The sequence below is a fragment of the Bacillus sp. FSL K6-2944 genome (assembly GCF_038005385.1).
Lineage (GTDB): Bacteria > Bacillota > Bacilli > Bacillales > Bacillaceae_G > Bacillus_A > Bacillus_A cereus.
The window spans coordinates 296,603-323,270 of sequence record NZ_JBBOTE010000004.1; the positions used below are offsets into that span (position 1 = coordinate 296,603).

The window sequence follows — 26,668 nt, forward strand, 5'->3', positions numbered from 1 at the left end:
AACATCAATTGAAAGAGCATAATGCTCTTTCAATTGATGGAGAGGATACCCTTCTTTACCTATCTGTTGTATATCTGTAGTTATGCTTTTTGTGAATTGAGTGCAGTTAATTGAATTTCAATAGGAGCGTTGTTTAATAATTTTTGATTTGCTTCTCTTATAGGTTTAATGGCCTTTAACTTTACAATCATTTCTATCACGACATTTCTATATTTGTAGACATCATCCAAAATTTCTTTAGCATATTTATTTTTATAAGTTTCACCATCTACAATTAGAGTTATTTTTTCAATCGACCAGTCTCCTTTATAACCATAATCCGCTCGCCAATAACTAGGTTGTGAACAATAAGAAAAAGAGTTTAAGAAAAATTGCCGGATATGTGTAGGATCTTCAAATGCATCATCACTAGATCCATAAGGAACATGGCAGATCATCGTTGCATTTGCTTTCGCAATACGATGCAATTCCTCCATTAAGTCTAACAAATTATGAATATGTTCTAATACATGCGAAGCAAAAAATTCGTCTACACTATTATCTTCGAACGGTAAAGGCTCCACTTTACATTGATTTAAATCTGCTATTACATCTACTCCTTCCATAGGCATCATATCTAAATTAATCCACCCTTTCAAAATAGTTCGTCCACAACCCAAATGTAATTTTTTAGTCACGATAATTCCTCCCATCTATCTCACTTTTTCCCCTTTATATATATATGCTTTTTTCAAGTATAGATGAGAACATTCTTACACTACATATTCTTATAAATCAAAGAACAGTAAGGGTTGTATTAGTGATGAGGGGCCTTTGGCATTGAAAAATGACTTAGATACCTAAGTGTTTTCCTATGATAACAGCAAAGTGCGAAACACAATTTTTTACGATATACAAAGTTTTACATCTTCTTTATATGGCTTACTTTCGTATAACTTCTTTCGCATTGAAGATATGAGACCTATCTTAGAATTTTTCAATAGACATATTATAATTATGGTAAACATATAATAAGTTTATAGCTGTTAATGCAGTTCCTTTGTTTGCATTAAAAAAGCATGATTTTTCCCTATTGATTCGAATCTTGCGGCTGCTTTTTCAAAAATTGTAGGATAAGCATCATCTCCAAATACTGAAGATTTAGGACGGTCTATTGTAGATTCTAAAAGCCCCAACTCTTTTACACCTACGGATTCACTTGGTGTTATGCTCTTAATGACAATTTCATTAAGAAGGATTACTTCGGTTGTTGTTATATATTTTACTACTCCTTCCTCTCTAACGGTTCGCCAAACCCTTTAGAGCTTCATCATATCTTTCGAATACATTAGAAACAATATCTCAAACACAGGATCAACATCCTTAGGTAGCGATACCTTCTTTTGTTTTTTGATAATAATCTCATCATTAATTTCTAAGCTAATGATGTCACTCAAATTAAGACCCAACAAATTAATTCTTTCTTGTGAAACAGTTATCCCTAAAAAACTCCCTATTTATGTTACCTTTTTACGGGTTTCATCGTTAGTGTTCCTCTCACTTTTAACGTCTTTTTATATCACCCCTCTCATTTTACGCCTATTTTGAAAAAAGAAATGCTCCTTCAGATAAAATCATATTTACAAAAAAATTATGTCCTATTGAAATATAAAAGAAACACGTCTGAGTCAACCTTCGCACATATTTATATTATATTTTTTACCTTTATAAAAGTACAAACACACATATATTTTATCTTAATTTATATGATATAGTTAATTTAAAGTTGTTACTTGTTTTATGTATGCATTAGATTGGAAAGCAAAACTTTTTATCAAATCCAACCAAGAAAAAACACTCGGAAGAGTGTTTTTTCTTCAGAGTGTTGGGAAAGCCTTTAGGGGTTCCCAACACTCTGTAATCATTTTGATTTTAGCGAATACAAACAACATAAAATAATAGAGTTTCAAAAAATAGCCCTCCACCAGACCTTTTTTGGTCAGATGGAGGGCTATTTTTTTCATGTTTTGACAAGCTGCGGTGAGATAAGCCTGCATTTGGACAGACTTCAGCCCTCGAAATCGAGCATATCGATAACCATGTAGTTCTTTGGCGTCTGCAAAGCTTCGCTCTATAGTTGAACAGCGTACTTTGTACAACTTTTTCCCTGTAACTGTTAGTTTGTTTTTTCTAGCGATATCCTTCACGATCCGTTGTCGCATACTCTAAAATACACCCCATCACCATAAATATATTTCTCTCCGATAATTTCTTACAGATATAGCTCGTAAAATAGCCTGCATCAAGAGCTACAGCTTCTACTTTGAACCCGAATTTATCAATTTGAGCTTGGAGGCGTGCTAAATATGGCTCGGAATCTGCCATATTTCCAGCCGTTACATAGGTATCTGTAATAATATTGTACTTCGCATCAGTCGTACGACGGTCTAAGAAATGAAAACCGTTCGGTTTTCCATCTCTCATTAAAAATCCACTATCTGGATCCGTGGTACTTATACGAGTTTTTTTGGTAGGAGTATCACTTTCCTCTCTAGGTTTTAATTCTTTTTTCCATGTACCTTACGATCTTCGATTACCGCAGCTTCTAGCTCATCTATATAAAACTTTGCTTTTTCTTTTTTATATTTATGTACAAATTTATTCTTATTGGCATTGGCCTTAATGTGCGTAGAATCTGTCATTAGCGCACGTCCTCCCACCATCCGGTGCTCTGTCGCTTGCCTCACGATCTCATCAAAAATTTCTTCGAAAATATTTGTATGAATAAAGCGGGTACGGCGATTCCAACTGATTGTAGAATGATCTGGAATAGTATCTGATAGAGAAAATCCTAAAAACCAACGGTAGGCGATCTTCGTTTTAATCTCTTTTTCCAATTGACGCTCCGAACGAATACCGTAAAAATATCCAATAAACATCATTTTAAATAAAACGATAGGGTGGATTGACGGACGTCCATTGTTTTCACAGTAATAAGGGCGTAATTTCTCTTCAATAAAATCAAAACTAATTGTCGCTTCAATCGCACGAAGGAAATGATCTTGTGGAACCAACTCTTCTACAGAAACAGATACACGTTCATCACGATGATTTTTTAAAGCACCCATCATAAAAACTCTCTCCTTTTCCTCTTTTTTATCAGTGTTGACACATAAAAAGAGGTTCAGACACAAAAACAGGCTGTGGAGAAGACTTTCTCCACAGCCTGAAGAAAAAACACTCGGAAGAGTGTTTTTTCTTGGTTGGACCTTTCAATTGACTCATAACCATCGTTTTTAGGCTTATATAAAACATCTATTAAACTAATAAGGACTACATGTTTTATTTTTCACCTTTTTAAAAGTTAAAAATCGCAGGTCATTTTCATTCAAAAATGCGGTATAATGATATTGCCATCGAACAAACCGTCTTAGTTGTTTTTCGACTTCTAAGATAAGAAATCCCCCATCGTCTCATCAGACAATGGGGGATTTCTTTTGGTAAATAGTTTCTTCTCATACCACATTCGTACAGCTATAGTAAATTTTGATATTCGTTTATTATTGTTCTATTGATGCCGTTTCCTCTTAATAACTCTCAATTTCATAGCTGATATTATTTTTAATAAACTCATATCTATATTCCTCCTTTTAATAAAAATGTGAAAATTGCTCCAATAATACCACCTACAACTAGACGTAATATCCAAGTTGTATTTGCACTGATTTTATCCAAGTGTTTGTTAATATTAATAATATCTTTTTCATTTCCTGTTGTTCTCATTTCTAAGCTCTTCATTTCAAATTTTATTTCCTTAATATCTTGTTTAATTTCTTGTACTGCCCTTTTTACATCTTGTAATTCTTCCACGTTGACCACTCCTCTTTTAAATAAAGAAAAGCCTTTTTACCCTCCTTTTTCTTTAGGTCACATATACTTGCTCATTTTGTGAAAAATCTATTATAGTGCTCACCATTATACTATGAGACAAGCTCTTTCACTGTGAATATATATGAGAAATACATTTATACAATGCATCTGGCGCTTTTTTGCTCACCCTAAAAAAGGGAGATAATACAAAGTGTATCAATTTAATCTTATTCCTCAATAATTTTCCCACACTTTAACCAGTTTAACATTTCCTCTTCATTGATCTTTTCCAAGATTGTGTCCAAATTGATTATTATAGGGCAGTTATTAAGTTCATACCAGCCTTGAACTACCTCACTTTTACTTCGTTTAGAAGTAGGGTGTTTTTGCCCATCCCCTCGAAAAGGGGGAATAAGAAAAAAGCAAGCTTTTCTTTTAAGCGAGCTTGCTTTTTTCGGTGAATTGATAATATTTATGCTGATTATTTCGAAACTTAACTTATGGTTTTACAATTAGTAACTTGCAAATCCCGTTGCTTCATCCTGCAGCGGGATTTGCAAGTTACTTTGAAGATGGCATAATATCAATATCAACTTAAACACATAAGTATTTTCTACAACACATAAAATAAAAGAAGAGATGCTGTCAACACCTCTTCTGGTAACTATAGTCGCAAGGTGGTTGGTTACTAAATATTATTTTCTTTTGGTAGACCTCCCACACTTTCGACGGCGTAGAGAGGTCTTTTTACGTTTTTGCTAAATTTGCTGACAAGCTTATTTCCATAAGCTATTTCGCTTGTTCATCAAATAACACTTTTTCTCGTGCTTCATATGCGGAGTATGGCAACCAAAAGAGAAATAAGGGGCCATATGCAAATATATTCCAATTAAGCTCTTGATTGGTAGTTCAAAAGAATCTGGGTGTTTTTGCCCATCCCCCGAAAAGGGGGAATAAGACAAAATATACCATTTAAAATATTAAATAGAGTGTTGTATAAAGTTTTTATTAAGTGGACGTGTGGATTACAAAAATGGATTCCAGAACAAAAATGTAAATAAAGTTAATACAGTCTAAGTTAATGTTGATTCTAACATGATAAAAGGAAGGCACCTTAGGGTGTCTTTTTTTTTTGAAAAACCCCCTACACATTGTGCAGAGGGTAGGATGATACAAACTCTCATAAAACGAATTTTAGGGTATGGTCGATTTATTATTTTAATTTTTAAGATTAATTTATCAAGAAAAGAAATTTATCCATATGATTTTTTACTTTTTTGTGGTGCCGACAGTATTTAGGAAAAAACCACGTTAACAATTTTTGATATGGCGATTCCCTTAAGGATCTTTTTTGTTCATTTTTTATTACGCTCTATTTTTTCTGTAGCTATATCAATAGTTTTCATATTGACTAACCAAAAAATACTTACAAAAAAATAATATATTCCCATGATTGATAAATTATCTGATACATTATCCCATGTGGATTTTTCTAAAATAAACTTCCCCCAAATAATAGATACTATGAAATATATAAAAGGGGTAACTAAATATACCATTATATACAAAAATTTATGTACACGCATATTTTAAACCTCGCTTTAAAATATAACTATATCAACCATTTTGATAAGTGCATTTACCACCATAATAAATAAGAGTACTTGCTAATCCAACAGCATTTGAACCAATAGCAAACTTAACTAATAATTTAGCCGCTTCTTTATACGCTCTTTTCTCAAGGTATGCCCATAATCCACCTTCCAAAGCCGCAGTAACAGCTGCTACTCCAAAATGATCTTTTATAGCATCAACCATACAATCTGTCCATGCACTTCGTTTATATCTATTAAATGGATTTTTAACTTTATCGGCGTTTATTCTTTCAACCATAGTAATATCATTTTTTTAATTTTTTGCATAGTCCAGTCCATATTTATTTTCAATTTTATTAAAATCAAAAACTCTTTCACCATTTTGAACTACCATTGCTTCTTCATTTAAAAATTTTAATTGATCAGCTAATTCATTTATTTGTTTTTCTTCTTCTAATGATTGAACTGAAATTTTTGAAGTTTCAGCAGATACAGAAAAACTAGGCATTACAAAACCAATACCTATAGATAATGCTAATGAAGTACATAAAAATTTACTTTTAAATCTCATTATTTACATCCATCCTTCGCAATAATATTCTGAACATTTGTAATAGTAACATTAAACATGGATGGTGTAATATAAAAATAACTCCTTTAATAAATGGATTTTTTTAGTTTGACAAACTAACCTTTATGAATTGGGTTTCTTTACTCATCCTCCGTGTAACAAAAACGACCATTTTTGTGACAATACCTATTTCATATCGTTTTTGATACACTATAACAGAAAAGGAGGAATTATATGAAGTTTGGATATATGCGGGTATCTACCATTGATCAAAATTTAGACCGCCAGGAACAGCAACTAATAGACGCTGGGTGCGAGCGTATGTTTTTTGAAAAAGTAACAGGAACCAAACTAGATCGTCTGGAGCTAAATAGAATGTTAGAGTTTCTGCGTAATGGAGATACAGTAGTAGTAACAGACCTGACTCGACTTTCACGTTCTACAAAGGATTTAATTGAGATTGCCGAGCTCATTTCTCGAAAAGGAGCGAATTTAAAAAGCTTAAAAGAGTCCTGGCTTGATACAACAACTGCACATGGAAAAATGCTGTTTACTGTTTTTGCTGGTATTGCTAAATTTGAAAGAGATTTAACTTCAGAGCGAACAAAAGAAGGGATTCTGGCAGCAAAAAAAAGAGGCAAATATCCTGGTAGACCATCTGTAGACAAAGAAAAATTAAGTTATGCATTTTATTTAATAGAACAAGGAACAAGTATCACAGAGGCTGCCGAAAAAGCCGGTGTATCTAGAATGACCCTTTATCGAAACATGGACTAATAAAAGATTGTATTAGTAGTTAAATTCATATAAGGAGTTTTTTTATGCCTAGTATCGAAGATACAGCTTATCCTCGACTGAAAAGTAATCCATCCCAAAAAGAATTACAAGAGCTATATTCTCCTACAATTGAAGAAATTCATTGGATGAAGCCACATGTAAAAGGAGATGTAGCTAAATTAGGATTATTTGTTTTACTAAAAACATTTCAACGATTAGGATATTTTCTTCCTGTAACAGAAATACCTGAAGACATTGTCATACATATTGCTCAAAAAATGAATCTTACTCTTGTATCACGACATGATTTACAGAAATATCATAACTCAGGTACTCAAAAACGTCACCATGCCTTGATTAGAGAATATAAAAACATTCATTTCTTCAATGACCAAGCTAGAAAAATTATGACTGATACAATGAATCAAGTATCATCAACAAAAGACGACTCAGCCGATTTCATTAATGCTGCAATAGATGAATTAATTCGTCAGCGTTTTGAATTACCTACTTTTTCTACTTTAAATGAGACAGCTAAGAGGTTGCGATCTCAATCGTACCATGTGGTGTATGAACAAATATATCAATCGATACATGAAAACGATAAAAATAAGATTGATTCTCTCTTTCAAACGAATGATGGTACGGTGTATACTCTCTGGCATCATCTCAAGCAAGATGCCAAAAGTCCTACTATAAAGCATTTCAGGGAATTAGTAGCACAAATGGAATGGTTAATGGATCAAAAAGTAAATACTACTATACTGAAGAGTATTCCTTCTGTTAAAGTACGACAAATGGCCTCGGAAGCCAAAACGCTCGATGCAGCACGAATGAAAAAAATGGAACCTAAAAAACGATATGCACTTGCTCTCTCTTTTATCCAATCTCAACTCGCCCATGTTTTAGATAATATTGGAGAAATGATGGTTAAGAGAATGATGTCCGCCCGTAATAAAAGTCGTGATCAGTTACAACACTATCAAATGAAGAACCAAAAACGGACCGATTTGTTAATTACAACTCTTCATGATGTCATTCTTGCTTATCGTTCAGGAAATGAATCTCAAGATAAAATGGAAGCGATTGAACAAGTAGTAGGAAACCGACATGAGGAGATATTACATGATTGCGAATCACATCTTGCTTATAGTGGTGATAATTACTTTGTCTTTGTCTGGGATTATTATAAAAGTAGTCGTTCTACGTTGTTTAAAATTTTAAGCACGGTTTCCCTACGCTCTACAAACCAAGATCAAGGATTAGAAGATACAATTGCGTTTTTAAAAACTCATCAAAATTCCCGAAAAGAGTCTCTTTCTATCGTAAGTATTGAAAAAAAGGGATACTGGAAAAAGGAAATAAAACCTCTACTCGATTTATCGTGGATTCCTGATGCATGGTGGAGATGGATAGCTCCAAATCGAAAATCTGGGTGTTATCCAGAAGAAGTGAATCGCCGTCACTTTGAAGCTTGTGTATTTACCCAAATTATGTGGGGTTTAAAATCTGGAGATCTTTACATTGAGGGAAGTGAAAAATACGCTGATTATCGACAACAACTTATCTCTTGGAATGAATATGAACAAAAATTATTGGATTTTTGTCATAAAAGCAATCTCCCCTCTACAGGTAAAGAATATGTAAAACAATTACGGAAAAGGTTTATGAAAATAGCAAAGAAAACAGATGCTTCTTTTCCATACAATAAACAAGTGCGTATTGAGAATGGTGAAATTGTCATTGGAAAGTCAAAGAAAAGAAAACCTTCTCCTAAATTAAAAAGTTTAGAAAAATATATTGCTCAAAATCTAGTTCCCATCAATGTTTTAGATATGCTAGGTGATACAGAACATTGGTTAAACTGGACTCGATTTTTTAAACCCATTTCAAAACATGAGGCTCGATAGAAGATCCGATTGAACGCTATTTAACTACTGTGTTTTGCTATGGTTTTGTAATCTAGGGCCTGTTCAAACTGCAAGATCATTAGGAAATATGGACCGAAGGCAAATTTCATGGGTAAATCAAAGACACATTACGACAGAAAATCTAGATCAAGCAATCCAATTCATTATTAATTCCTATAACAAATTCGGCCTACCTAAGTATTGGGGAGACGGGAAAAGCGCATCTGCTGATGGAACAATATGGGCCTTATATGAACAAAACTTGTTATCTGAGAGGCATATCCGTTATGGAGGATATGGGGGAATTTGCTATTATCATGTTTCTGATAATTACATTGCATTATTTAGTCATTTTATACCGTGTGGTGTATGGGAAGGACTTTATATACTAGATGTCTTAATGAATAACAATTCTGAGATTCAACCAGAAGTCATTCATTCTGATACACAAGGACAAAGTGCTACCATTTTTGGATTATCTACCTTAATGGGAATCGAGTTAATGCCACGAATTCGAAATTGGAAAGATTTAAAAATGTTCCGTCCAGATAAAAAAAGTCGATTTAAGCATATTGACGATATTTTTACCGATGAAATTGATTTGGATTTAATTGAAATCCATTATAAAGATATGCTACGAGTAGCCATGTCAATTGAAGTAGGAAAAATTACTCCTTCCACTATTTTGAATAAGCTAGGAACCTATAGTAAGAAAAATAAATTATATCAAGCGTTTCGTGAATTAGGACGTGTAATTCGTACTATGTTTTTATTAAAGTACATAGCTGATGAACAATTGAGACGTACCATTCAAACAGCTACAAATAAGAGTGAATCATTTAATGGGTTTACCAAATGGCTATTTTTTGGTGGAGAGGGAATCATTACTGAAAATAATAGAGAAAACCAAAGAAAAGTGATTAAGTTTAATCACTTAGTAGCGAATTGTTTAATTTTTTACAATGTATTTGCATTAACACAAGTGTTACATGATTATCGGCAAGATGGAAATGAATTGGACGAAGAAGTACTAAGTGAGTTAAGTCCATATATCACAGCTCATGTGAATCGATTTGGCAAATATGGGATTGATCCAAATAGACAGCCACCGGATTTACAGTTCGATATGCCAATTTACCAAGTAGCCAATTAATAAAAAGGGTATGTGGCGAATAAAAACTTCTTCACATACCCTTTTTGATTTGGAATATATTTGCATATGGCCCCATATTTCGCTTTTGGTTGCCATACCCCTATGCGAGACGGAAAAAGCTACTCTGACCCATATTTTCGCATTTGTGGATTGCCTTCTGTAACATTGGATCTTGTTTCATAGCCATATCCTCCAAAGTGTGGGTTAAATGTTCATCTTCATGTGCTGGTAATAAAAATAACCAACGAGCGAATTCATTTTTTCTTCTCTCCATTGCTGTAGTAACTTTGGAATTTCAATACAATGGATTTCTAAAGCTTTGAGTAACACCTCTTGATGTTGCCTGCTCCAAAACTGTCCAACAGTGTGCATATCATCATAATGAGGAAAGAGTTTAACATCTAATAGATGATGGTAATCGTTTTTCACAAAGAACGGTAAGGCATGCCCTATTCTAATTGAAGTGGGATTGCTAAAATAATGCGTGATCGCCGCTTGTATATTGGCAAATTAGTTGATTGAACTACCCCCACTTTCACTTCGTTTAGAAGAGGGGGATTCCTAAGTAAAGAGTTCTATCGAACTCTAATTTATTAGGCTATCTCCACAGTCCTTGCGGTTAGAAGCCTTATCGCTTCATTCTTTAGATTGATACTTGCGTTAATATCCCTATCATGGTTTGTAAGGCAAGAAGGGCAGTCCCATTTACGTAGGTTTAGATTTTTAACGTCTTTGTTTTGATATCCACAACAAGAACATAATTGGCTTGAAGCAAATGTTTTCGATACAACAATGACTTGTTTGCCGTACCATTTTGCTTTGTATTCCAACATAGTTCGAAACTGAGACCATGATACCTCACTAATTGCTTTTGCTAACTTATGATTCTTTAACATATTTGATACTTGCAAATCCTCTATACCGATAACATCGTGGTTTTTGATGATTTCAGTCGAGATTTTGTCCAAGTAATCTTTTCTAGCATTCGTCATGTATTCATGAATTCTAGCTACTTTTACTCGTTGTTTATTCCAGCGAGAAGATCCTTTCATTCTTCTAGAAAGAACACGCTGTGCTTTTGCCAACTTCTCTTCTAATGATCGAAAAAACTTCGGATTTTCATAGGTTGTTCCATCTGACAAAATGGCGAAATCTTTTAGTCCCACATCCATTCCAATGTAAGAGTTTGTTTTCGGAAGTTCTTGCACTTCTGTTTCAACTAACAATGACACAAAGTATCTGCCAGAAAGGTTCCGTCTAACTGTAGCATTTAAAATACGTCCTGTTACTTCACGACTTTTGGCAAATCGAACAAGACCTAGTTTTGGCAATTTTATTTTGTTTCCTACAATGGCAATGTTTTCATTTGTTTGTTTTGTGGTATAAGATTGTACGTTGTTCTTCTTAGATTTGAAACGCGGGGCATTGTTTTGTTTTTTGAAAAGGCGTGTATAAGCATCCGCAAGGTTGCGAACAGACGACTGAATCGCGATACTATCCACTTCTTTTAGCCAAACAAACTCTTTCTTCATGGCAGGGAGTTTGGCAGAGCATGTACCATATGTCAAACCTTTCCCTGTTTCTTTGTATGCATTATCCCATAGAGATAGGAAATGATTGAATACAAAACGAGAACAGCCAATCGTTTTATTGATTAGGGTTGCTTGTGCTTTATTTGGATAGATACGAAATTTATATGCTTTATTAATCATCATTCATTTCACCTCCATTTCGGTATGTTTCTATTGTACAACAAACATGCGTTCGGTAGATAGTGAAGTAACAGTTTATGTATGTCGAACAATTAAGATGGCTTCCTGCCATCCCTTGTCCGAAGCCAATTCATCTCCCACCTACTAACTTCGCGTTCCTTGAGGAAGGAGTCTTCTTGGCTAAAATGATAAAGCGGCTGCGCAAGGATAATGGGCGTATGGGTACAATTATATAGTTTAAATAAAAAATAAGACATAGATTATTTCACATCTATGTCTTTATCGTTCTACTGAGTATTCTTTTATGATGGCTACTATTTGTTCGAAGGTGTATTCCTTATTAACCATATTCACAGTAAAGTCTTCAGCGAACTTTTGTCCCATTACTAATTTATAACCATTGTAACCTAAAAATAAGTTCATAGCTGTGAATGCAGTTCTTTTGTTTGCATTAAAAAAAGCATGATTTTTCCCTATTGATTCGAATAATGCGGCTGCTTTTTCAAAAATCGTAGGATAAGCATCATCTCCAAATGCTGAAGATTTAGGACGGTCTACCGCAGACTCTAAAAGCCCCAACTCTTTTACACCTACGGGTTCACTTGGTGTTATTCTCTTAATGACAATTTCATTAAGAAGGATTACTTCGGTTGTTGTTATATATTTTACTGCATTCATCTTACTACTTCTTCCTCTCTAACGGTTCGCCAAACCTTTTAGAGTTTCATCATATCTTTCGAATACATCAGAAACAATATCCAAAAACATAGGGTCAACATCTTTAGGTAGCGATACCTTCTTTTGTTTTTTGATAATAATTTCATCATTATTATCATTTACTTCTAGACTAACGATGTCACCCAAATTAACATCTAACAAATTCATAATTTCTTGCGGAACAGTTATTCCTAAAGAATTCCCTATCTTTGTTACCTTTCTTTCTACTGGTTTCATCGTTAGTGCACCTCCTATAGTTACTACAGTCATTTGAATTTCCTCGCTTTGCAGATACCTACTGACAATTACTACGTGATATTGTCAGTAGGTATCTTATTTCCTTTTAGTTTGTTTTACTACGACATGTTTGTCTGTGTTTATTCCTATCTTTCTTGTTATAGCATCTTATTGTTATTACGTTATAACGGTTATAATTATACTGTATAGTATTTACATTTACAAGATATCTATGCTCAAATTCATAAAGTTCGAATATAAAGTTGGATGTATTTCCTTGAACACTTCTACATCTTTTGACACTCCCACGGCTAAAGCCACAAGTCCTACACCTTACGGTGTAACGGATGGGATTCCTGAATGACGAAACGTTCGCAGTTCATTTCTATTTTGAACAGCCTTCAAGATGAGGGTGTTCCATCACCCCTCCTAAGACAGATTATATAGGCTCTTAGGCTGATTGACTGTTACCGCCAACCACAGTTGCGTAGCAAATATTCATCGCTCCAACGATATCGCGGTGTTTCTCAAATCCGCATGGACACTTATATTTTCTATCTTTCGCCTTGTTCTTCTTCGTGCATTTGGGACATGTTTGACTTGTATAAACAGGATTCACATATTCAACCTGTATACCAACTAATTTCGCTTTATACTCAATGAATTGCGCGAAGCGAAAATATCAATATATAACATACTTATATGTATTATGATTCTGAACATAGTATGAGACACATTATCGAGTTACTAGAGTTGGAACCTTTTTGTCCATTACTATTCAAAAAACATAATGAGAAATCTGTAATTAAAATTGTATTTTCGCTTTTAATAATTTAAAATAAAGTGTAAGATGAATGAATTTTCTGTCATCTAAACCCTTGTGTACTAAAAAGATTACCGCTACCTTTTCCAGAGTGTTAGAAAACTCTTTAGAGCTCCAACATTCTGGAATCTTTTTAATGTTAGCTAAAGAAAACAATATATTTTCGAAAAACCCCCTTCCCTGCGCGACTACGTTATATTGATAACCATGCAATTCTTCGCTTTATAGTTGAATAGCGTAGGTATTACAATTTTTCACTTGTAGGGGTCACCTACATGCCCATCAACTTAAGAACGGAAACAAAATGAACTTTTGTTCTAATAAACTAAACAACTCTTAAAACACTTTTTCATTACTTAATATTTGTGATTTGTCTAGTCACTGTAATCGTGTATCTTTACGAATAAAAAAGATTAGTGGTTTTTTGTCTCATTTCCCTTTTTATGTGATTTGGCATAAAAACCCGATTTAGCTATAGCATTACTGAAAACCTTATTGAATTGCAACAATTACGGTATTCACTAAAGGGTTGGTAGGGTCGGAATCACGAATTAGTTTCATCAAATAATGAGCGGTTTTTCCAAATTCTTCCGCTAGTATTTTTCCTTCGGAATGGTAACCGATAATTTTCAGGCGAATATCTAAAGAGCGAAAAGGAGCTTTTACATAATCATATATCTCTACAGATTGAAAATTTCTGAATCTCTGTTGATTCGCTATTGCTAAAATGTCTTCCGAACTGGTAGAAGCATGTAGTACTGATTGAAGGCCTTCCCATTCTTCTTGCATATACGTATATACTTTCATACATGACATTTGTTTTTGTAGAAAAAGAGCTATATGCGATTGTAATACCTTCGGATTTAACGTCAAACAATACGAATTTTCTTGGTCCTGAATAGTATACAATGTAGAATCGAGTAGGTATTTTTGAAAGACAGATTGTTGTATTACTTCTATATCGATTGGATTACCATACACTTGCTTTGGTATGATAATTTCAGTAAGAATTCCAATTTCTAAATAGCCCCCCATATATAACACTCCCTCTCTTAAAAGCTCTTACCTATATTATTGTCCCAAAAGATAGCGTATTTCCGACAGTTCCATATTTGTAAACTTTGCGATATCTTCGATATACATGCCACGGATTAATTGTTCTCTTTCGGCTAGTTTACCTTCTTCTCGCCCTTTTTTCTCTGCATATTTATATTTAGTGGCTTCATCAATAAGTGTCTTTTACCTTGCTTCATATAACATACGGAATCCAGGGTCTTGACTCATCTTTTCCCATTTTTGCATCACATCTTTTAAAATCGGGTCTCTGTTCATGGCGATCTCCTCCAGCGTATGTGTTAATTGTGTATCATCATTAGCGGATAATAAGAGTAACCATCGTACAAAGTCGTCTTCCCACGGGTTGACCTGTTCTTGTTTCCATTACGCCATTAATTTAGGGATTTCAATGATGTGCGATTCTAAATCGTCTATCAGTAATTTTTGTAACTCAATATCCCACAGTTTCCCTGTTGTATGGAACGTTTCGTATTCTGGAAAGACCGGAAAGTTCAAAATATTAATGGTAATCGTCTTTCGCAATGCGTCATAAGAATTACCTTTTTGCATTTGAGAAGCATACAAACGACTCCAATAATACAAACTACGTTTCAGAAAATCATTTTGGTCATTACAATTGTATTTCAATGGCAATTTGGGTCTTGTCATCTAAAGTTGCTAATACATCTAGAATGGACAATTTGTCTTTGTCGTATTCGCGGTGGATATCTGGGTCTTCTATTTTCAACATTTGAATAGGTGAAGAGAGCGAAGAGGCTAACATCACGTTCAAAAATTGCATTAACATAATTTCAGAATATTCAATCAGTTAGAATATTCTCCTGTTCATCCTGAATTACATGTGAATCGCCAAATAAGCCGAACAGTAATACACCGCTCGGTGTTTCGACTCTTCATACATGTATAATCTTTATTTCTCAAATAATTTCGGATGTTTCTGTCTATAGTATTGAAACCATCCTTCTCCATTTTTCCGTATGCGATACCAACGTGTTTCTCTAATTGTGCCCGATATCGGAGCGAAGGGGACGATGTACAGGGTAAACCCATTATTTTCTCGGTATCTACATCGATGGAACGCCGTATGCGCGCTGAAAGGCGCACGTGCAGGACGCAATCCATATACTGGTGAAACTCTTACCATTCCTGTGAGAAAAACACCTGCCTTTGCGGGGAAAACATTAAAAGAAGCTGTAAATGCTAAATAATATTTTTGTAACAGTAGCATGAATTCTAAAAATTTCATGCTACTGTTTTATTTTAGAAGCGAATCGTGGAGATCACATGTTTATATACAAGCTGTTGCTTTCCTTCAACTTCTATTAAAACAGAATAAGTATCAAATCCTCGTATCATTCCTTTTACATGCAATCCCTTTAACAGAATTAACGTGATATCCTTCCTCTTTTGAAAAGCCTCTTGTAACAATTGTTCCTGCAAAGATAGCATGTTCTTGCTTCTATCCCTTTGGAATGCTTGTAATTTCACTTCCAACGAATTCGCCCCCTATTCTTTTCTCATACCGTTACTTTGTATTGTTCTAATTCAGCTAATAATTGCTTTACCCCCTCTGGGCTCAATGTCAGCTTTCCATCCGCTAGTTTGATATTCTGGGAAGAAATTTCTCCTGTAATGGGACAAGTACCATACGATTTATATTTCTGTAGAATAATCGTTTCACCTTCTACAAATATTTCTAGTGGGTCTTTTTCGTGAATATTGAGTGTACGCCTCGTTTCCCTCGGTATCACAACTCGACCAAGCTCATCAATTTTTCGTATAATGCCTGTTGATTTCATAGAAATGCCCTCCTTTTGTACACATAGCATATCTCATACCTTATGTGACCGTTTTCATTTTTAAAAACTGTAATACTATAAAAAATTAATTTCAATCTGTAGAAATAAAGCGGTTTTTCATGTCTACATCTTATATTTCCTATTTATAAAAGAAAAGTAAAAAGAAACAAAAAATACTTCAAAAATTAACACAACTAATGGATTCACAAATCCATTAGTTGTTCTTATAATGCACCATCTTTCCTCTTAACGAAGGAGAGATTCGAATTCCTTATACACATATCCCTTCTATTTTACCATACTTTTTCATAGAATGGTTTTTATAACCATTCTTATGAAACATTTCTTTTTGCACATCCTTACATTACATTACAATCCCATCCTACTACTGTTATTTGCACCAAAACTACATCTGTTTCGTGGGATTGTCATTGATTATTTTTCTTTAACTTCATTCAAAATGAGGACAAGATATGTCAACATACATCGTCTTGTCCTCATTTTATGATTTCACTCACAAATAAAACAGAATGAACCTCCTAGAGAACATATCAAAAAAACGGAATTCGCATATATTGACACTCCCACGGCTAAAGCCGCAAGTCCTACACCTTACGGTGTAACGGATGGGATTCTTGAATGACGAAACGTTCGCAGTCCATTTCTGTTTTGAACAGCCTTCAAGATGAGGGTGTGTCATCACCCCTCCTAAGACAGACCATATAGGTTCTTAGGCTGATTGACTATTACCGCCAACCACAGTTGCGTAGCGAATATTCATCGCCCCAACGATATCACGATTTTTGTTTTTACGGCTTGTCCGTGCCGTCTGTCTCATGTTCGTTAGTTGCTCTAATCGAAAATGACAGAAATAGTATTATCCGTTGCAAAATAGACTATTTCACGACTTACTTTGTGATCTTGGTCTTGCATCCATCTTTGTTCTGTATCATCAAGTTGACGAAGAGCATTCAAGATCCTGAACATAGAAGAAAAGTTCAGGTTGAGTTAAATAAAGGCGAAAGTAAACACGCTTTGGCTAGAGCTGTATTTTTTAATCAATTAGGAGAAATTCGTAATCGATCCTACGAAGGTCAATTACATCGTGCAAGTGGACTTCAACTCATTATTTCTGCGATTGTAATCTGGAATTCTATCTATATCTCTCGTGCAATTGAAACGTTACGGAATAATGATATTCATATTTCAGAGGAATATATGCAGCACATCTTTCCATTAGGCTGGGAACATATCGCACTTACATGCGATTATATTTGGAATTTAAATCAAAAAGTGAATTTCGAAAACTTACGGCCACTACGAAAAAAATAGAATAAAGCAAAATACAAATACAGGGAAAATCATTTTCTCTGTGTTTGTATTCCTTAACGTGCGATTTTTTTCGGTCGTGTGACCCCATACAAAACAAATCTCAATTTGGGTTGAAATAAAGAAAGAGAAAGGAGCATAACTGTAATGGTATGCCCCTCTCTCTTTTGAAAAATTATAATAACGTTGTTATTTATCTATAGACCTTCTTTACCTTTTTGTGGTTAATTAATACACAAGTAACACCAATGATACATGTTACAACAGCTACTATATTAATATTATCATGTTTAAAAAACATACTGTATGCCTGAAATATTAACACCAACATTATTTCAAATAGTCTCTCTTTTAAACCTAACTGACGTAATAAATGATACTGTATAGTTAATAATACACTTCCAATCATTGCATAAATACAAACTGCAAGTAGCATTTCCCCTGAAAAGTACACGTATGTATACATAGATCCTAAGAAAAACGTATATCCGAAGACCCCTAAATTACAGGAGATTTTAAACATATCTTTACCTTTTTGATGATTTTTCATATGCCCCATCTCCTTGTGTATTTTAATGTCTTGCAACACTCGCAGTAATATATGGAATCACACCATCCATTCCAATTTCAACAAAAACTCCTTTTCCTGCAGATAGAGCGCGTATAACTGTTTGACAAATTGAAGCAAATTTAGGCATTCCAAGAGTGCCTAAAACCATTACAATTGCTCCTCCTACTGGCGTAGCTGCAATTGCTGATAATCCAACAAATGCCGCATATAAAGCGTATGCTCCTTCAGCTGCAGCGCCAGCTAAAAGTAATTTTGTCTCTTCATTAGTAAAAGTCATTTTAATCCATGTCCAACCACAATCAGTTACTACATATTGCGGACCACCTTGTTTAACTGAGTTCATAGGTGGATTAGTTAAACCACCTATTGCAACAGAATTATTCTTCATACTTTCATTATAGAAGGTTACAATTTGCTCTAATTTAGCAAGCTCTTCATCATTAAAGTTATAAATATTTTTCATTGTGACCATATCATGTTTATATGTCATTGATTTTAAGTCTTGACTAAAATCAAATTCTTTAATTGCCCCACTATTTACTATTTTAGACATGAAAGTAATTGATTCTTCTGTAGGCTGAAATACTTTATTAGTTTTTTGAGAAGAAACATAATTATTTTGCACATCGTTTTTTTCAGCCGCAAAAGAAGAAAGCGGTGAAGATGTTAACGTAGCCGCTAATAGAATTGTTACCGGAATGATTTTCTTTAATTTTTTGTAAGATTTTAACATAATATACGTCCTCCGAATTTTAATTGTTAAAAATATTTAAATTCGAATTATATTTCTGACTATTAGTACAATAACATTAAATCTATATTTTTAGATTCATAAAAATGGAGTTGTCAAAGGCAACATTATACATTGACAATGTGTAGCTCAAATCTAATTAAAAACTACTAATCGGGGTCAAATTCCAAAAGTGCGAATATACAACGATATAAATTTCGATAATTTAAAACCATTACGAGACAAAAACACCACCAAAAAGGGGTAAAACCAGTATCTCCGAACGAATCGGTAGTTTTGTAATATAATTGCCTGTAAGTGCGATATGTTCCCAGCCTAATGGAAAGATGTGCTGCATATATTCCTCTGAAATATGAATATCATTATTCCGTAACGTTTCAATTGCACGAGAGATATAGATAGAATTCCAGATTACAATCGCAGAAATAATGAGTTGAAGTCCACTTGCACGATGTAATTGATCTTCATAGGATCGATTACGAATTTCTTCTAAGATATAATAGATTGTACAGCTTCGAAAGGATCTGTTTCTAATTCTTTTGCTTCAATTAATGTTTTTCCTATTTCGACATAAAGTCTAACTTTTTCATTTGTTGATTTCCCATCTTTCTGAAATTGTTTATTATGTTTATTTTCTCCGCGGTTACACATTCGTCCCATTAATTTTGCAAACATATCTAAACCTTGATTAGTTAAAAGGACGGCATACAATTTAATTACTACAATTTGTTGAACATCTTCGTAAAAAGGCGTACAATTTTCTTTTTTAAATTTAGGAATTGATACAAGAACTCCAACAGGAAAAATTTTTTAAACAGTTATGTCAGTCTTTAGTGAGTTAAACCGAGAAATGATTAAGGAAAAATAAATTGCTGGAATCAAACTTGCAAAACAAAAAGAAGTTTACCGAGGGAGAATAAAAAATGTACAGAACAACCTGTAGGAATGAACCATGCGATTGAATTACGCCAACAAACGAAGAAAACGATTAAAGAAATTTGTGCTATCACAAGTGTAAGCTTAGCTGCGTTAGATCGGAAATTAAGAGAATTGAAAAAAGATGCAAAGACGACTCTTCTTTTTATGTAAAAATATTCCTTAACGTACAATTTTCTTTTTTCGGTTATGTGCCCCCCTAAAGGGAATGTAGCCAAGATAATACACAAAAATAGGTCATACGCTTACTTTTTCTTCCTCTATTGGATGAGAGGTTTTTTGTAAGTCAATTATATAATTACCAAATCGTTTTATATGCCTAGTTATATAGGGACTTATCCTTTCTAAATCTTGGCGTGAAAAGCGATAACCTTCATTTTTGAGTAACCATAAAATTTCTGTAATCTCTATTATATTTTGAAAAATCACAAAATTGGTGATTAAGCCTAACGTAAACAATGAACAAATGATAGCGCACAATGAAAATAGAATAAAATAATAGAAGTAGAAAATAATACATATAAAAATGAACGAGGTGCAATGACGATGAAGCTATTTCCAAACTCTAAACAGTACCTGAATCCATATCCATTTTTCAAGAAAATGCGTTGTGATTACCCTATAGTTTATGATGACTCACAACAAGTATGGGGGATATATCGATATGAAGATGTTAACCGGGTTATCACTGATTATAAAATATTTTCTTCCGATTTTGCTCAAAGTAATAATTCGCAACTAGAACCACGTCCGAAAACTTTACTTACATCTGATCCACCTATACACAAAAATTTACGTAATCTAGTATTTAAAGCTTTTTCTCCTAAAGTAATCCAAGATATGGAACCACGGATTGCACAAATTGTAAATGAGTTGATCAATAACATGAAAAATAAAAGTCAAATCGAGCTCATACAAGACTTTGCGGCCCCATTGCCAACAATTGTCATTGCTGAAATGTTAGGTATTCCGACAGAGGATAGAGGTATGTTTAAAAATTGGGCAGATAAACTTTTAAGTACCGAAGGCGAATTTAATCTGAATAATAGACCGGATCGACAAACTGTATTAGAAGAAATGAATCAATATTTTCGGCAGATTATTAAACAACGCCGGATACATATGGGCGCGGATTTAATTAGTGCACTTATTCGCGCAGAAATAGACGGAGAACGATTATCTGAAATCGAACTACTGTCCTTTTGTGAAATCCTTTTATTAGCCGGTCACATTACAACGGTGAATTTAATTGGGAATGCTATTTGGAGTTTTACGGAGCACCCTCAAATACTGGAACAAATCCGTTGTAATCAGACATTAATACCTTCCGCGATTGAAGAGGTACTTCGTTATAAATCTCCGATTCAATTAGTGGCACGGGTTGCCAAGCAAGATGTCAAGATAGGCGATCAAATGTTAAAAGAAGGAGACCGCATTCTTGCATGGATCGGTTCAGCAAATCATGATGAGAATCAATTTGAAAATGCAAATCAATTTTGTGTAAATCGCAATCCCAATCCACACATAGCATTCGGACATGGAATCCATTTTTGTCTTGGTGCCCCACTTGCTCGCTTAGAGACCCGAATAGGTCTTACATCGTTACTGAATACTTTTTCTCATATTCAACGTAATCCTACTATTACATTAGAAAGTACCGGTAGTTTTTTAATATACGGATTAAAACATCTACACTTAGAAGTAGAGCAATAAACCGATGTTACTCATGTTAGAACAAGAGCCCAAGATGGCATCACTTGCAAAAGGTTTAAGTCTACAACTACAAATCAGCCAAGAACAATACAATAATTGGGAAAGATTAAAAACACCGTGATCATGCTGAATATTTAAAAATAAAGAACCATCATGCTGTTTTTAGCCCTTTTTGAGAAAGGAATGAAGATTTTTTCATTCTGCTACTCACTACACTTAACTATAACAAAACAAAAAGCCCTGGATACATATCCAAGCCTTTTTGTCAGCAAGTACATACTCGTCTAGAACAAATAACACGTTACTCGAAAACTCTGTTAGTATAGCAAATCATGCAGTTTTCAGCAATGAGATGTTTCTTGCTACTTCTTATTTCTTTTTTTGTCGTGTGGGGCCAATTTGGCGAGTGGCTCTACAAAGAAGGAATGGTTGCCGTACCCCTTATTCCTCTTCACTAACAGAGGAGAAATGATGAAGCTTTCCCAAACATTTGAATTTTCATCCTAAAGAAATACGCGTGAAAATTACATGTAGAATATATACAAACGTCTTTGTTATTTAATTGTCAAGGGATGAGATACTTCATATGATTTCCCATTATATTTCGCTGTAATCACAATTGTATAGGTGCCCTTCGGTACCTTCTTTTTATTTTTATCTTTTCCATCCCATTTAAATTGTTGATACCCTTTAGATGGATGTCGTGTGTCCATTAAAGTCGCAGAAAATGGTTGCTGCTCCACTGTATGTCCTGTAATAGAAATTGTTAACTGTTTTGGTGGGAATGGTGTATCATATTCTAACAAATAAGGGAATTGGTTACGCGAAACTGTCTCTTCGCCATGAACAATTGATAAAAATGGATAATCTTTTGGATCTACTGACACGATATACGGGATATGCATTTGTTCCTCACCTTGTCCAAGCGAAATCAACCCTATATGTTTATCTATTGTAAGAGAGGTATCTACCTGTAACTTGACAGGAATTTCAATTGTCTGATGGGCAGGAATGGTAATATACTCTGGTATATTTATGTCTACTTTCCCATCTAATAATTGATTTTGAGTAGATAAAGTACAGTTCTTATTTGATACATTCTCAATTCTTAATGTTTGAGTCACGGTTTGAACTCCTGTATTTGCATGTAAGAAACCGAAATTTAGATTATTCGTTAAGGGTAATATTTCTGCGCGTAAAGCTTTTTCAATATTAATTTGTCCTGATCCCTGTGCCAAAGGGGTTGTGACTTGACCAGATCGTTCTGTAAGTAATGTGGTCGTACCCGTAAGAGCTGCACGGATTTCATAAGGTGTCCAGTCAGGATGCTCTTGCTTGAGTAACGCCGCGGCGCCTGTCACATAAGGGGCTGCCATACTCGTCCCAGACATAATAGCGTACCCCTTCTTTTGTGAGGAGGGCATTTCCTCTAAATTCAGTGGGAATGTACTTTCTATATCCACTCCTGGTGCAGCTAAATCAGGTTTTATTCCCCAAGAACCTACCGTAGGTCCATGCGAGCTGCTAGAATCAACTCGTGCCTCTGTGTCATTTAAAATGGTTACTATTTTTTGTTCTTGAGCTGCCTGTATTAACATTCCCTTTTCCTCTTTCGAAATCCCTATCAGTACAGGAATTTTTTCTTGGATATTCAACATTGTCCTATATAAAGATGCATACTGTTTGACCGATTTGTTTTCATCATTCAGACTGTCCAAAATAGCTACTACACCCCATTTTTGAAGTTCTTGTAAAGTATTCATAGCTTGTTCACCATTGAAATCCGCATTTTCAATCACCACAATTTTATTTTTGAAGTCAGTTTCCTTTTGTATGTTATCAAGATTGAAATCATGTAAATACACAATACCATACTCTCCCGTATGCAATGTTTGATTTTTGTCCAGTAGATGAAGCCCAATTTCTTTTTGTATACCTGGAATTTGTAATATCGTTTCTTTTATCCCCTGCGCCTTTGCATTCCCTACCGTGATAGCCTCGGGTGTACTAGCTAAACTATGTATAGACCACTGTGTAGGTCCTGCATTCCCTGCGGCTACTACCACCGTAATATTACGATTGATCGCTTTTCGAATTGCTTGATTTAATGGTGTATCAGTACCATCAATGTTTTCTCCTAATGATAAATTAATAATTTGTGCTCCATCTTTAATCGCTTGCTCAATGGCTTTTATAATCGCTTGAGGACCTCCGCTGGAACCACCCCAAACACGGTATGCTAGAATGGATGCATCTGGCGCTATTCCTTTCATCGCTCCGTTTGCAGCAATAATGCCCGCTACATGTGTACCATGTCCATCCCTATCTTCAGGGACCGTATCATTATCGAGAAAATCATATCCTTTTACATAATTTTGTTTGAGATCTGGGTGTGTAACATCTATACCAGAATCTATTACAGCAACTTTTACACCCTTGCCTGTAAGTGATTTATTTGTAGGTATTGTGTCAGCGTAACAATAGGAATGCATACTGGATGCGATAATAATGGAACTCAAAGTTACTTGAATACTTTTTTTCATATGGTGTCTCCTCCTTAGCAAGTATGTTTCTATCAAACAAAGCTGGTTATCTAACATACTTTATATAAAAAAAGAAAGAAGAGACATCGATTAAGCTTACAAATAGATGACAAGTTTGTAAGAAAGCAACGTATTTTTAGTACAAATAAATGATAAATTTAACAAAAAAAGAGGATTTCTATTGGATGTTTTTGTAAGAGGTTACTCTTTCTTATTTCTCCTTTTTGGGAGATAGTTAAAGATAAAAAATCTCGAATTATTTTTCATCTTATTCTTTCTCTAGTGAAGGATCTTGCTAAAGCTGTGTACGTATTTCTTTACAAACAAAGAACAGGTTATTGAAATAATCTGTTCTTAAATAAATAATACAATTTTTGTATAAATCACATCATTATATTAATTTTCTTCCAGAAGCACAATCCTCTTATACAATTAAACTGTAATGAAATAGTAAATGGAGTAAATCACTACGAAAATATGAATCCGGCAAAAGAACACTAACCATGTTCATACCAACGGATACGTGAACAATACCGACAATTGCTGGGACTACAAATACAAAGAATTATTGTAACTACTCAGCCACCTTTCGGTGTCTTTTTTAAATTTTACTAGTTTCATATGCCTCCCATTTGTAAATACTGAGTATATCAAACAGGGGAGGTGAATCTTATGGTCGATCGAAAAATTATTTTAGATACATATAAAAAAGGACCTGAAGCTGTTATTTCTTTATTTGAAGAAACATTTTCTAAGTTAGAAAAACGTATACAAGAACTAGAAAATGCTTCAAAAAAAAACTCCAAAAATAGTCATAAGCCACCTTCTACAGATGGTTTGGGTAAGCCCGTTACAAAAAGTTTGCGCAAACCGTCTCATCGTCAAACGGGTGGCCAGTTGGGCCACAAGGGACATACTCTTGGTTTGACAGCGACTCCAGATCATACGATTACACATTCTCCTACATATTGTACTTGTTGTCATACTTCCTTGAACCACGAGCCTGTAAAAGGGTATCGCATTCGCCAAGTGTATGACTTACCACCTATTCAGATCGAAGTGACAGAACATAAAGTAGAACAGAAAGAATGCCCACATTGCCATTCTATCCAAGAAGCCCAATTTCCTTCGACAGTATCTCGTCCTGTTCAATATGGTCCAAATATAAAAAGACTGATTCCCTATTTAACGCATTATCAATGCATTTCTTTGAAGCGAACAAAAGAATTCTTTCAGGATTGTTTTGGACATTCTATAAGCGAAGGAACCCTGGTAAATCATACACAGGCTTTCGCTTCTCAATTGCAGCCATTCATAAAAGAAGTAAAGGAAAAGATTCTGCAGTCTCCTGTTGTCCATTTTGATGAAACTGGTATGCGTGTAGAAAACAAAACACAATGGTTACATACTGCCAGTACACCGGAGGTGACATTGCAACATATTCATCAAAAACGTGGAAAAGAAGCAATGGATGCTGGAGAAATCTTGCCATCTTTTTCTGGAATTGCGATGCATGATGGTTGGAAATCGTATGATGCGTATACAGATTGTCGTCACGTTTTATGTAATGCCCATCTCTTACGAGATTTACAAGGAATTATAGATAGTACTGGAGAACAATGGGCACAACAGATGCAGAAATTTCTAACGCAAGCGTTGACGATGAAAAAGCAATCCGAAGGTACCATGCCAAAAGCGACGCAAAAGAATCTGTTTATTATGTATCAATCCATATTGAAAGAACAACAGATTCTTTCCACGAAACAAAAGAAGAAAGGAAAGCAGACGCCTTCTCAAAATTTATGGAATCGCTTCGTCAAGTATTCTGACAGAATTCTAGCGTTTTTAGAACATCCAGCCATTCCATTTGATAACAATCAAGCAGAACGGGATATTCGGATGACGAAAGTAAAACAGAAAGTGTCTGGGACTTTCCGAAGTAAGAAAGGCGCAGAATCTTTTTGTCAGATACGAAGCTTTATGAGTACCATGAAAAAACAAAAACAATCGGTCTTACAAGCGATAAACCAAGTCATAGAAACTAGAACGGTTCCTTGGAATAACACGACTTCATAAGAGAATTTCTCTATTTGGCATAGATTCTTTCTCTGATTGGAGTATTTTCTTTTCATGTTTTCGAATCGGAAACATGTATTTGGCCTGTTTTTTTATTTGAAGAAGCTGAGTAGTTACGAATTATTCTTTATAAATCGATTGTGTTAATACCGGTTTTGGTACAAAAATAATAAGGATATAGAGAGAACGAAAGATTCCTAACGAAATTTAACTTTATGCTATTAAACTAAAGCGTTCATTGATAAGATATATCTGCCTTTGGACAGTGGAGAAGTTTGTCCTTTTTTGAGCTTCTATTCCAGTAATTATTTTTGCACCAGAACCTAGAATACATATTGACACTCCCACCCCTAAAGGGGCAAGCTGACTAACGTCAGTGGGATTCTTGCTACCAAAGGCGAAGTCCATTTCTGGTATCGCTGACGTGCAAGATTGCGGTGTGCCATCACCACTCCCACAACAGACCATATAGGTTCGTGGGCTACGGTACTGTGACCATACCGTACAGATTGTTCGTTCTCAAATGTTT

Annotated in this window: 23 protein-coding genes and 8 pseudogenes; 8 read left to right on the plus strand and 23 right to left on the minus strand. The window is 34.6% G+C overall.

Going from position 1 to position 26,668, the window contains the following annotated elements; all coding sequences use genetic code 11:
• Positions 1-80: 80 nt before the first annotated feature.
• From MHH55_RS31755 to MHH55_RS31785, 7 genes and pseudogenes are all read right to left on the minus strand, one after another.
• Positions 81-677 (minus strand): class I SAM-dependent methyltransferase, encoded by a 597-nt coding sequence (locus MHH55_RS31755; RefSeq protein ID WP_078188007.1) that lies wholly within the window; start codon positions 675-677, stop codon positions 81-83.
• A 348-nt stretch (positions 678-1,025) separates the two neighbouring features.
• Positions 1,026-1,256, minus strand: coding sequence for a Fic family protein (locus MHH55_RS31760; protein WP_340882223.1), 231 nt, complete (start codon positions 1,254-1,256; stop codon positions 1,026-1,028).
• Positions 1,257-1,856: 600 nt separating this feature from the next.
• Positions 1,857-3,110, minus strand: a pseudogene (locus MHH55_RS31765) (IS1182 family transposase).
• 505 nt (positions 3,111-3,615) lie between these two features.
• Entirely contained in the window at positions 3,616-3,849 is a 234-nt protein-coding gene (locus tag MHH55_RS31770; protein WP_078187778.1) for a hemolysin XhlA family protein, read from the minus strand.
• Positions 3,850-5,204: 1,355 nt separating this feature from the next.
• Positions 5,205-5,435, minus strand: a complete 231-nt coding sequence (locus MHH55_RS31775) for a hypothetical protein (RefSeq protein WP_078187782.1) — start codon at positions 5,433-5,435, stop codon at positions 5,205-5,207.
• A 31-nt stretch (positions 5,436-5,466) separates the two neighbouring features.
• Positions 5,467-5,742, minus strand: a complete 276-nt coding sequence (locus tag MHH55_RS31780) for a hypothetical protein (protein ID WP_254849790.1) — start codon at positions 5,740-5,742, stop codon at positions 5,467-5,469.
• Positions 5,743-5,757: 15 nt separating this feature from the next.
• On the minus strand, positions 5,758-6,015 hold the full coding sequence (locus tag MHH55_RS31785) for a hypothetical protein (protein ID WP_254849791.1): 258 nt from the start codon (positions 6,013-6,015) through the stop codon (positions 5,758-5,760).
• Positions 6,016-6,249: 234 nt separating this feature from the next.
• On the opposite strand from MHH55_RS31785, the gene MHH55_RS31790 reads away from it, so the two are divergent.
• The 3 genes from MHH55_RS31790 (at position 6,250) to MHH55_RS31800 (ending at position 9,855) form a co-directional block, all read left to right on the plus strand.
• Complete coding sequence (locus MHH55_RS31790; RefSeq protein WP_078187784.1) at positions 6,250-6,792, plus strand: recombinase family protein; 543 nt, start codon at positions 6,250-6,252, stop codon at positions 6,790-6,792.
• A gap of 44 nt (positions 6,793-6,836) precedes the next feature.
• Positions 6,837-8,702: a DUF4158 domain-containing protein gene (locus MHH55_RS31795; RefSeq protein WP_254849792.1), complete on the plus strand. Its 1,866-nt coding sequence runs from the start codon at positions 6,837-6,839 to the stop codon at positions 8,700-8,702.
• Positions 8,703-8,790: 88 nt separating this feature from the next.
• Positions 8,791-9,855, plus strand: a complete 1,065-nt coding sequence (locus MHH55_RS31800) for a transposase (protein ID WP_254849793.1) — start codon at positions 8,791-8,793, stop codon at positions 9,853-9,855.
• Positions 9,856-9,958: 103 nt separating this feature from the next.
• Here MHH55_RS31800 and MHH55_RS31805 read toward each other — a convergent pair.
• From MHH55_RS31805 to MHH55_RS31835, 7 genes and pseudogenes are all read right to left on the minus strand, one after another.
• Positions 9,959-10,304: pseudogene (locus MHH55_RS31805) on the minus strand (PD-(D/E)XK nuclease family transposase); the annotation flags it as partial.
• A gap of 144 nt (positions 10,305-10,448) precedes the next feature.
• Positions 10,449-11,570 (minus strand): IS200/IS605 family element RNA-guided endonuclease TnpB, encoded by a 1,122-nt coding sequence (gene tnpB, locus MHH55_RS31810; RefSeq protein WP_340882104.1) that lies wholly within the window; start codon positions 11,568-11,570, stop codon positions 10,449-10,451.
• A gap of 276 nt (positions 11,571-11,846) precedes the next feature.
• Positions 11,847-12,245, minus strand: coding sequence for a type II toxin-antitoxin system death-on-curing family toxin (locus MHH55_RS31815; protein ID WP_078187467.1), 399 nt, complete (start codon positions 12,243-12,245; stop codon positions 11,847-11,849).
• A gap of 18 nt (positions 12,246-12,263) precedes the next feature.
• Positions 12,264-12,521 (minus strand): AbrB/MazE/SpoVT family DNA-binding domain-containing protein, encoded by a 258-nt coding sequence (locus MHH55_RS31820; RefSeq protein WP_078187468.1) that lies wholly within the window; start codon positions 12,519-12,521, stop codon positions 12,264-12,266.
• Positions 12,522-12,972: 451 nt separating this feature from the next.
• Positions 12,973-13,203: pseudogene (locus tag MHH55_RS31825) on the minus strand (transposase); the annotation flags it as partial.
• 633 nt (positions 13,204-13,836) lie between these two features.
• Complete coding sequence (locus MHH55_RS31830) at positions 13,837-14,379, minus strand: hypothetical protein (protein WP_078187469.1); 543 nt, start codon at positions 14,377-14,379, stop codon at positions 13,837-13,839.
• A 36-nt stretch (positions 14,380-14,415) separates the two neighbouring features.
• Positions 14,416-15,229: pseudogene (locus MHH55_RS31835) on the minus strand (Rpn family recombination-promoting nuclease/putative transposase).
• A 223-nt stretch (positions 15,230-15,452) separates the two neighbouring features.
• Between MHH55_RS31835 and MHH55_RS36570 the strand changes: the two are divergent.
• Complete coding sequence (locus MHH55_RS36570) at positions 15,453-15,629, plus strand: HU family DNA-binding protein (RefSeq protein WP_438284856.1); 177 nt, start codon at positions 15,453-15,455, stop codon at positions 15,627-15,629.
• A 52-nt stretch (positions 15,630-15,681) separates the two neighbouring features.
• Here MHH55_RS36570 and hfq read toward each other — a convergent pair whose 3' ends face one another.
• From hfq to MHH55_RS31860, 3 genes and pseudogenes are all read right to left on the minus strand, one after another.
• Positions 15,682-15,915, minus strand: a complete 234-nt coding sequence (gene hfq, locus MHH55_RS31850; RefSeq protein WP_078187470.1) for an RNA chaperone Hfq — start codon at positions 15,913-15,915, stop codon at positions 15,682-15,684.
• Positions 15,916-15,938: 23 nt separating this feature from the next.
• Entirely contained in the window at positions 15,939-16,220 is a 282-nt protein-coding gene (locus tag MHH55_RS31855; protein WP_078187471.1) for an AbrB/MazE/SpoVT family DNA-binding domain-containing protein, read from the minus strand.
• A 730-nt stretch (positions 16,221-16,950) separates the two neighbouring features.
• A pseudogene (locus MHH55_RS31860) lies at positions 16,951-17,195 on the minus strand (RNA-guided endonuclease TnpB family protein); the annotation flags it as partial.
• Between MHH55_RS31860 and MHH55_RS31865 the strand changes: the two are divergent.
• Positions 17,190-17,552 (plus strand): annotated as a pseudogene (locus tag MHH55_RS31865) (Tn3 family transposase); the annotation flags it as partial. The pseudogenes MHH55_RS31860 and MHH55_RS31865 sit on opposite strands and share 6 nt — an antisense overlap.
• A 190-nt stretch (positions 17,553-17,742) precedes the next feature.
• Here MHH55_RS31865 and MHH55_RS31870 read toward each other — a convergent pair.
• The 4 genes from MHH55_RS31870 to MHH55_RS31885 all read right to left on the minus strand — a co-directional run bounded on the left by MHH55_RS31870 (position 17,743) and on the right by MHH55_RS31885 (position 19,546).
• A complete protein-coding gene (locus tag MHH55_RS31870) occupies positions 17,743-18,099 on the minus strand; it encodes a hypothetical protein (protein ID WP_078187472.1) in 357 nt (118 codons plus the stop codon).
• Positions 18,100-18,121: 22 nt separating this feature from the next.
• On the minus strand, positions 18,122-18,853 hold the full coding sequence (locus MHH55_RS31875; RefSeq protein WP_078187473.1) for a hypothetical protein: 732 nt from the start codon (positions 18,851-18,853) through the stop codon (positions 18,122-18,124).
• A 232-nt stretch (positions 18,854-19,085) separates the two neighbouring features.
• Positions 19,086-19,406, minus strand: a complete 321-nt coding sequence (locus MHH55_RS31880) for a Tn3 family transposase (protein WP_340882225.1) — start codon at positions 19,404-19,406, stop codon at positions 19,086-19,088.
• A complete protein-coding gene (locus MHH55_RS31885; RefSeq protein WP_254849773.1) occupies positions 19,361-19,546 on the minus strand; it encodes a hypothetical protein in 186 nt (61 codons plus the stop codon). The genes MHH55_RS31880 and MHH55_RS31885 overlap by 46 nt, the downstream gene beginning before the upstream one ends.
• 41 nt (positions 19,547-19,587) lie before the next feature.
• On the opposite strand from MHH55_RS31885, the pseudogene MHH55_RS31890 reads away from it, so the two are divergent.
• Positions 19,588-19,960, plus strand: a pseudogene (locus MHH55_RS31890) (recombinase family protein); the annotation flags it as partial.
• 84 nt (positions 19,961-20,044) lie between these two features.
• Here MHH55_RS31890 and MHH55_RS36575 read toward each other — a convergent pair.
• A pseudogene (locus MHH55_RS36575) lies at positions 20,045-20,251 on the minus strand (Tn3 family transposase); the annotation flags it as partial.
• A 102-nt stretch (positions 20,252-20,353) separates the two neighbouring features.
• Between MHH55_RS36575 and MHH55_RS31895 the strand changes: the two are divergent.
• A complete protein-coding gene (locus tag MHH55_RS31895) occupies positions 20,354-21,520 on the plus strand; it encodes a cytochrome P450 (RefSeq protein WP_254849775.1) in 1,167 nt (388 codons plus the stop codon).
• Positions 21,521-22,074: 554 nt separating this feature from the next.
• On the opposite strand, the gene MHH55_RS31900 is transcribed toward MHH55_RS31895, so the two are convergent.
• Complete coding sequence (locus tag MHH55_RS31900) at positions 22,075-24,063, minus strand: S8 family serine peptidase (RefSeq protein WP_078187476.1); 1,989 nt, start codon at positions 24,061-24,063, stop codon at positions 22,075-22,077.
• A 672-nt stretch (positions 24,064-24,735) separates the two neighbouring features.
• Between MHH55_RS31900 and tnpC the strand changes: the two genes are divergently transcribed.
• A complete protein-coding gene (gene tnpC / locus MHH55_RS31905) occupies positions 24,736-26,139 on the plus strand; it encodes an IS66 family transposase (protein ID WP_100910632.1) in 1,404 nt (467 codons plus the stop codon).
• Positions 26,140-26,668: the final 529 nt, after the last annotated feature.

Coding starts and splice junctions, on each gene's coding strand:
- MHH55_RS31800 (WP_254849793.1), top strand. CDS start 8,791: ATGGACCGAAGGCAAATTTCATGGGTAAATCAAAGACACATTACGACA.
- MHH55_RS31885 (WP_254849773.1), bottom strand. CDS start 19,546: ATGTTTGCAAAATTAATGGGACGAATGTGTAACCGCGGAGAAAATAAA.
- MHH55_RS36570 (WP_438284856.1), top strand. CDS start 15,453: ATGTACAGGGTAAACCCATTATTTTCTCGGTATCTACATCGATGGAAC.
- MHH55_RS31900 (WP_078187476.1), bottom strand. CDS start 24,063: ATGAAAAAAAGTATTCAAGTAACTTTGAGTTCCATTATTATCGCATCC.
- MHH55_RS31895 (WP_254849775.1), top strand. CDS start 20,354: ATGAAGCTATTTCCAAACTCTAAACAGTACCTGAATCCATATCCATTT.
- tnpC (WP_100910632.1), top strand. CDS start 24,736: ATGGTCGATCGAAAAATTATTTTAGATACATATAAAAAAGGACCTGAA.
- MHH55_RS31785 (WP_254849791.1), bottom strand. CDS start 6,015: ATGAGATTTAAAAGTAAATTTTTATGTACTTCATTAGCATTATCTATA.
- MHH55_RS31790 (WP_078187784.1), top strand. CDS start 6,250: ATGAAGTTTGGATATATGCGGGTATCTACCATTGATCAAAATTTAGAC.
- MHH55_RS31875 (WP_078187473.1), bottom strand. CDS start 18,853: ATGTTAAAATCTTACAAAAAATTAAAGAAAATCATTCCGGTAACAATT.
- MHH55_RS31795 (WP_254849792.1), top strand. CDS start 6,837: ATGCCTAGTATCGAAGATACAGCTTATCCTCGACTGAAAAGTAATCCA.
- tnpB (WP_340882104.1), bottom strand. CDS start 11,570: ATGATGATTAATAAAGCATATAAATTTCGTATCTATCCAAATAAAGCA.
- MHH55_RS31820 (WP_078187468.1), bottom strand. CDS start 12,521: ATGAAACCAGTAGAAAGAAAGGTAACAAAGATAGGGAATTCTTTAGGA.
- MHH55_RS31855 (WP_078187471.1), bottom strand. CDS start 16,220: ATGAAATCAACAGGCATTATACGAAAAATTGATGAGCTTGGTCGAGTT.
- MHH55_RS31870 (WP_078187472.1), bottom strand. CDS start 18,099: ATGAAAAATCATCAAAAAGGTAAAGATATGTTTAAAATCTCCTGTAAT.
- MHH55_RS31775 (WP_078187782.1), bottom strand. CDS start 5,435: ATGCGTGTACATAAATTTTTGTATATAATGGTATATTTAGTTACCCCT.
- MHH55_RS31830 (WP_078187469.1), bottom strand. CDS start 14,379: ATGGGGGGCTATTTAGAAATTGGAATTCTTACTGAAATTATCATACCA.
- MHH55_RS31780 (WP_254849790.1), bottom strand. CDS start 5,742: ATGGTTGAAAGAATAAACGCCGATAAAGTTAAAAATCCATTTAATAGA.
- MHH55_RS31815 (WP_078187467.1), bottom strand. CDS start 12,245: ATGAATGCAGTAAAATATATAACAACAACCGAAGTAATCCTTCTTAAT.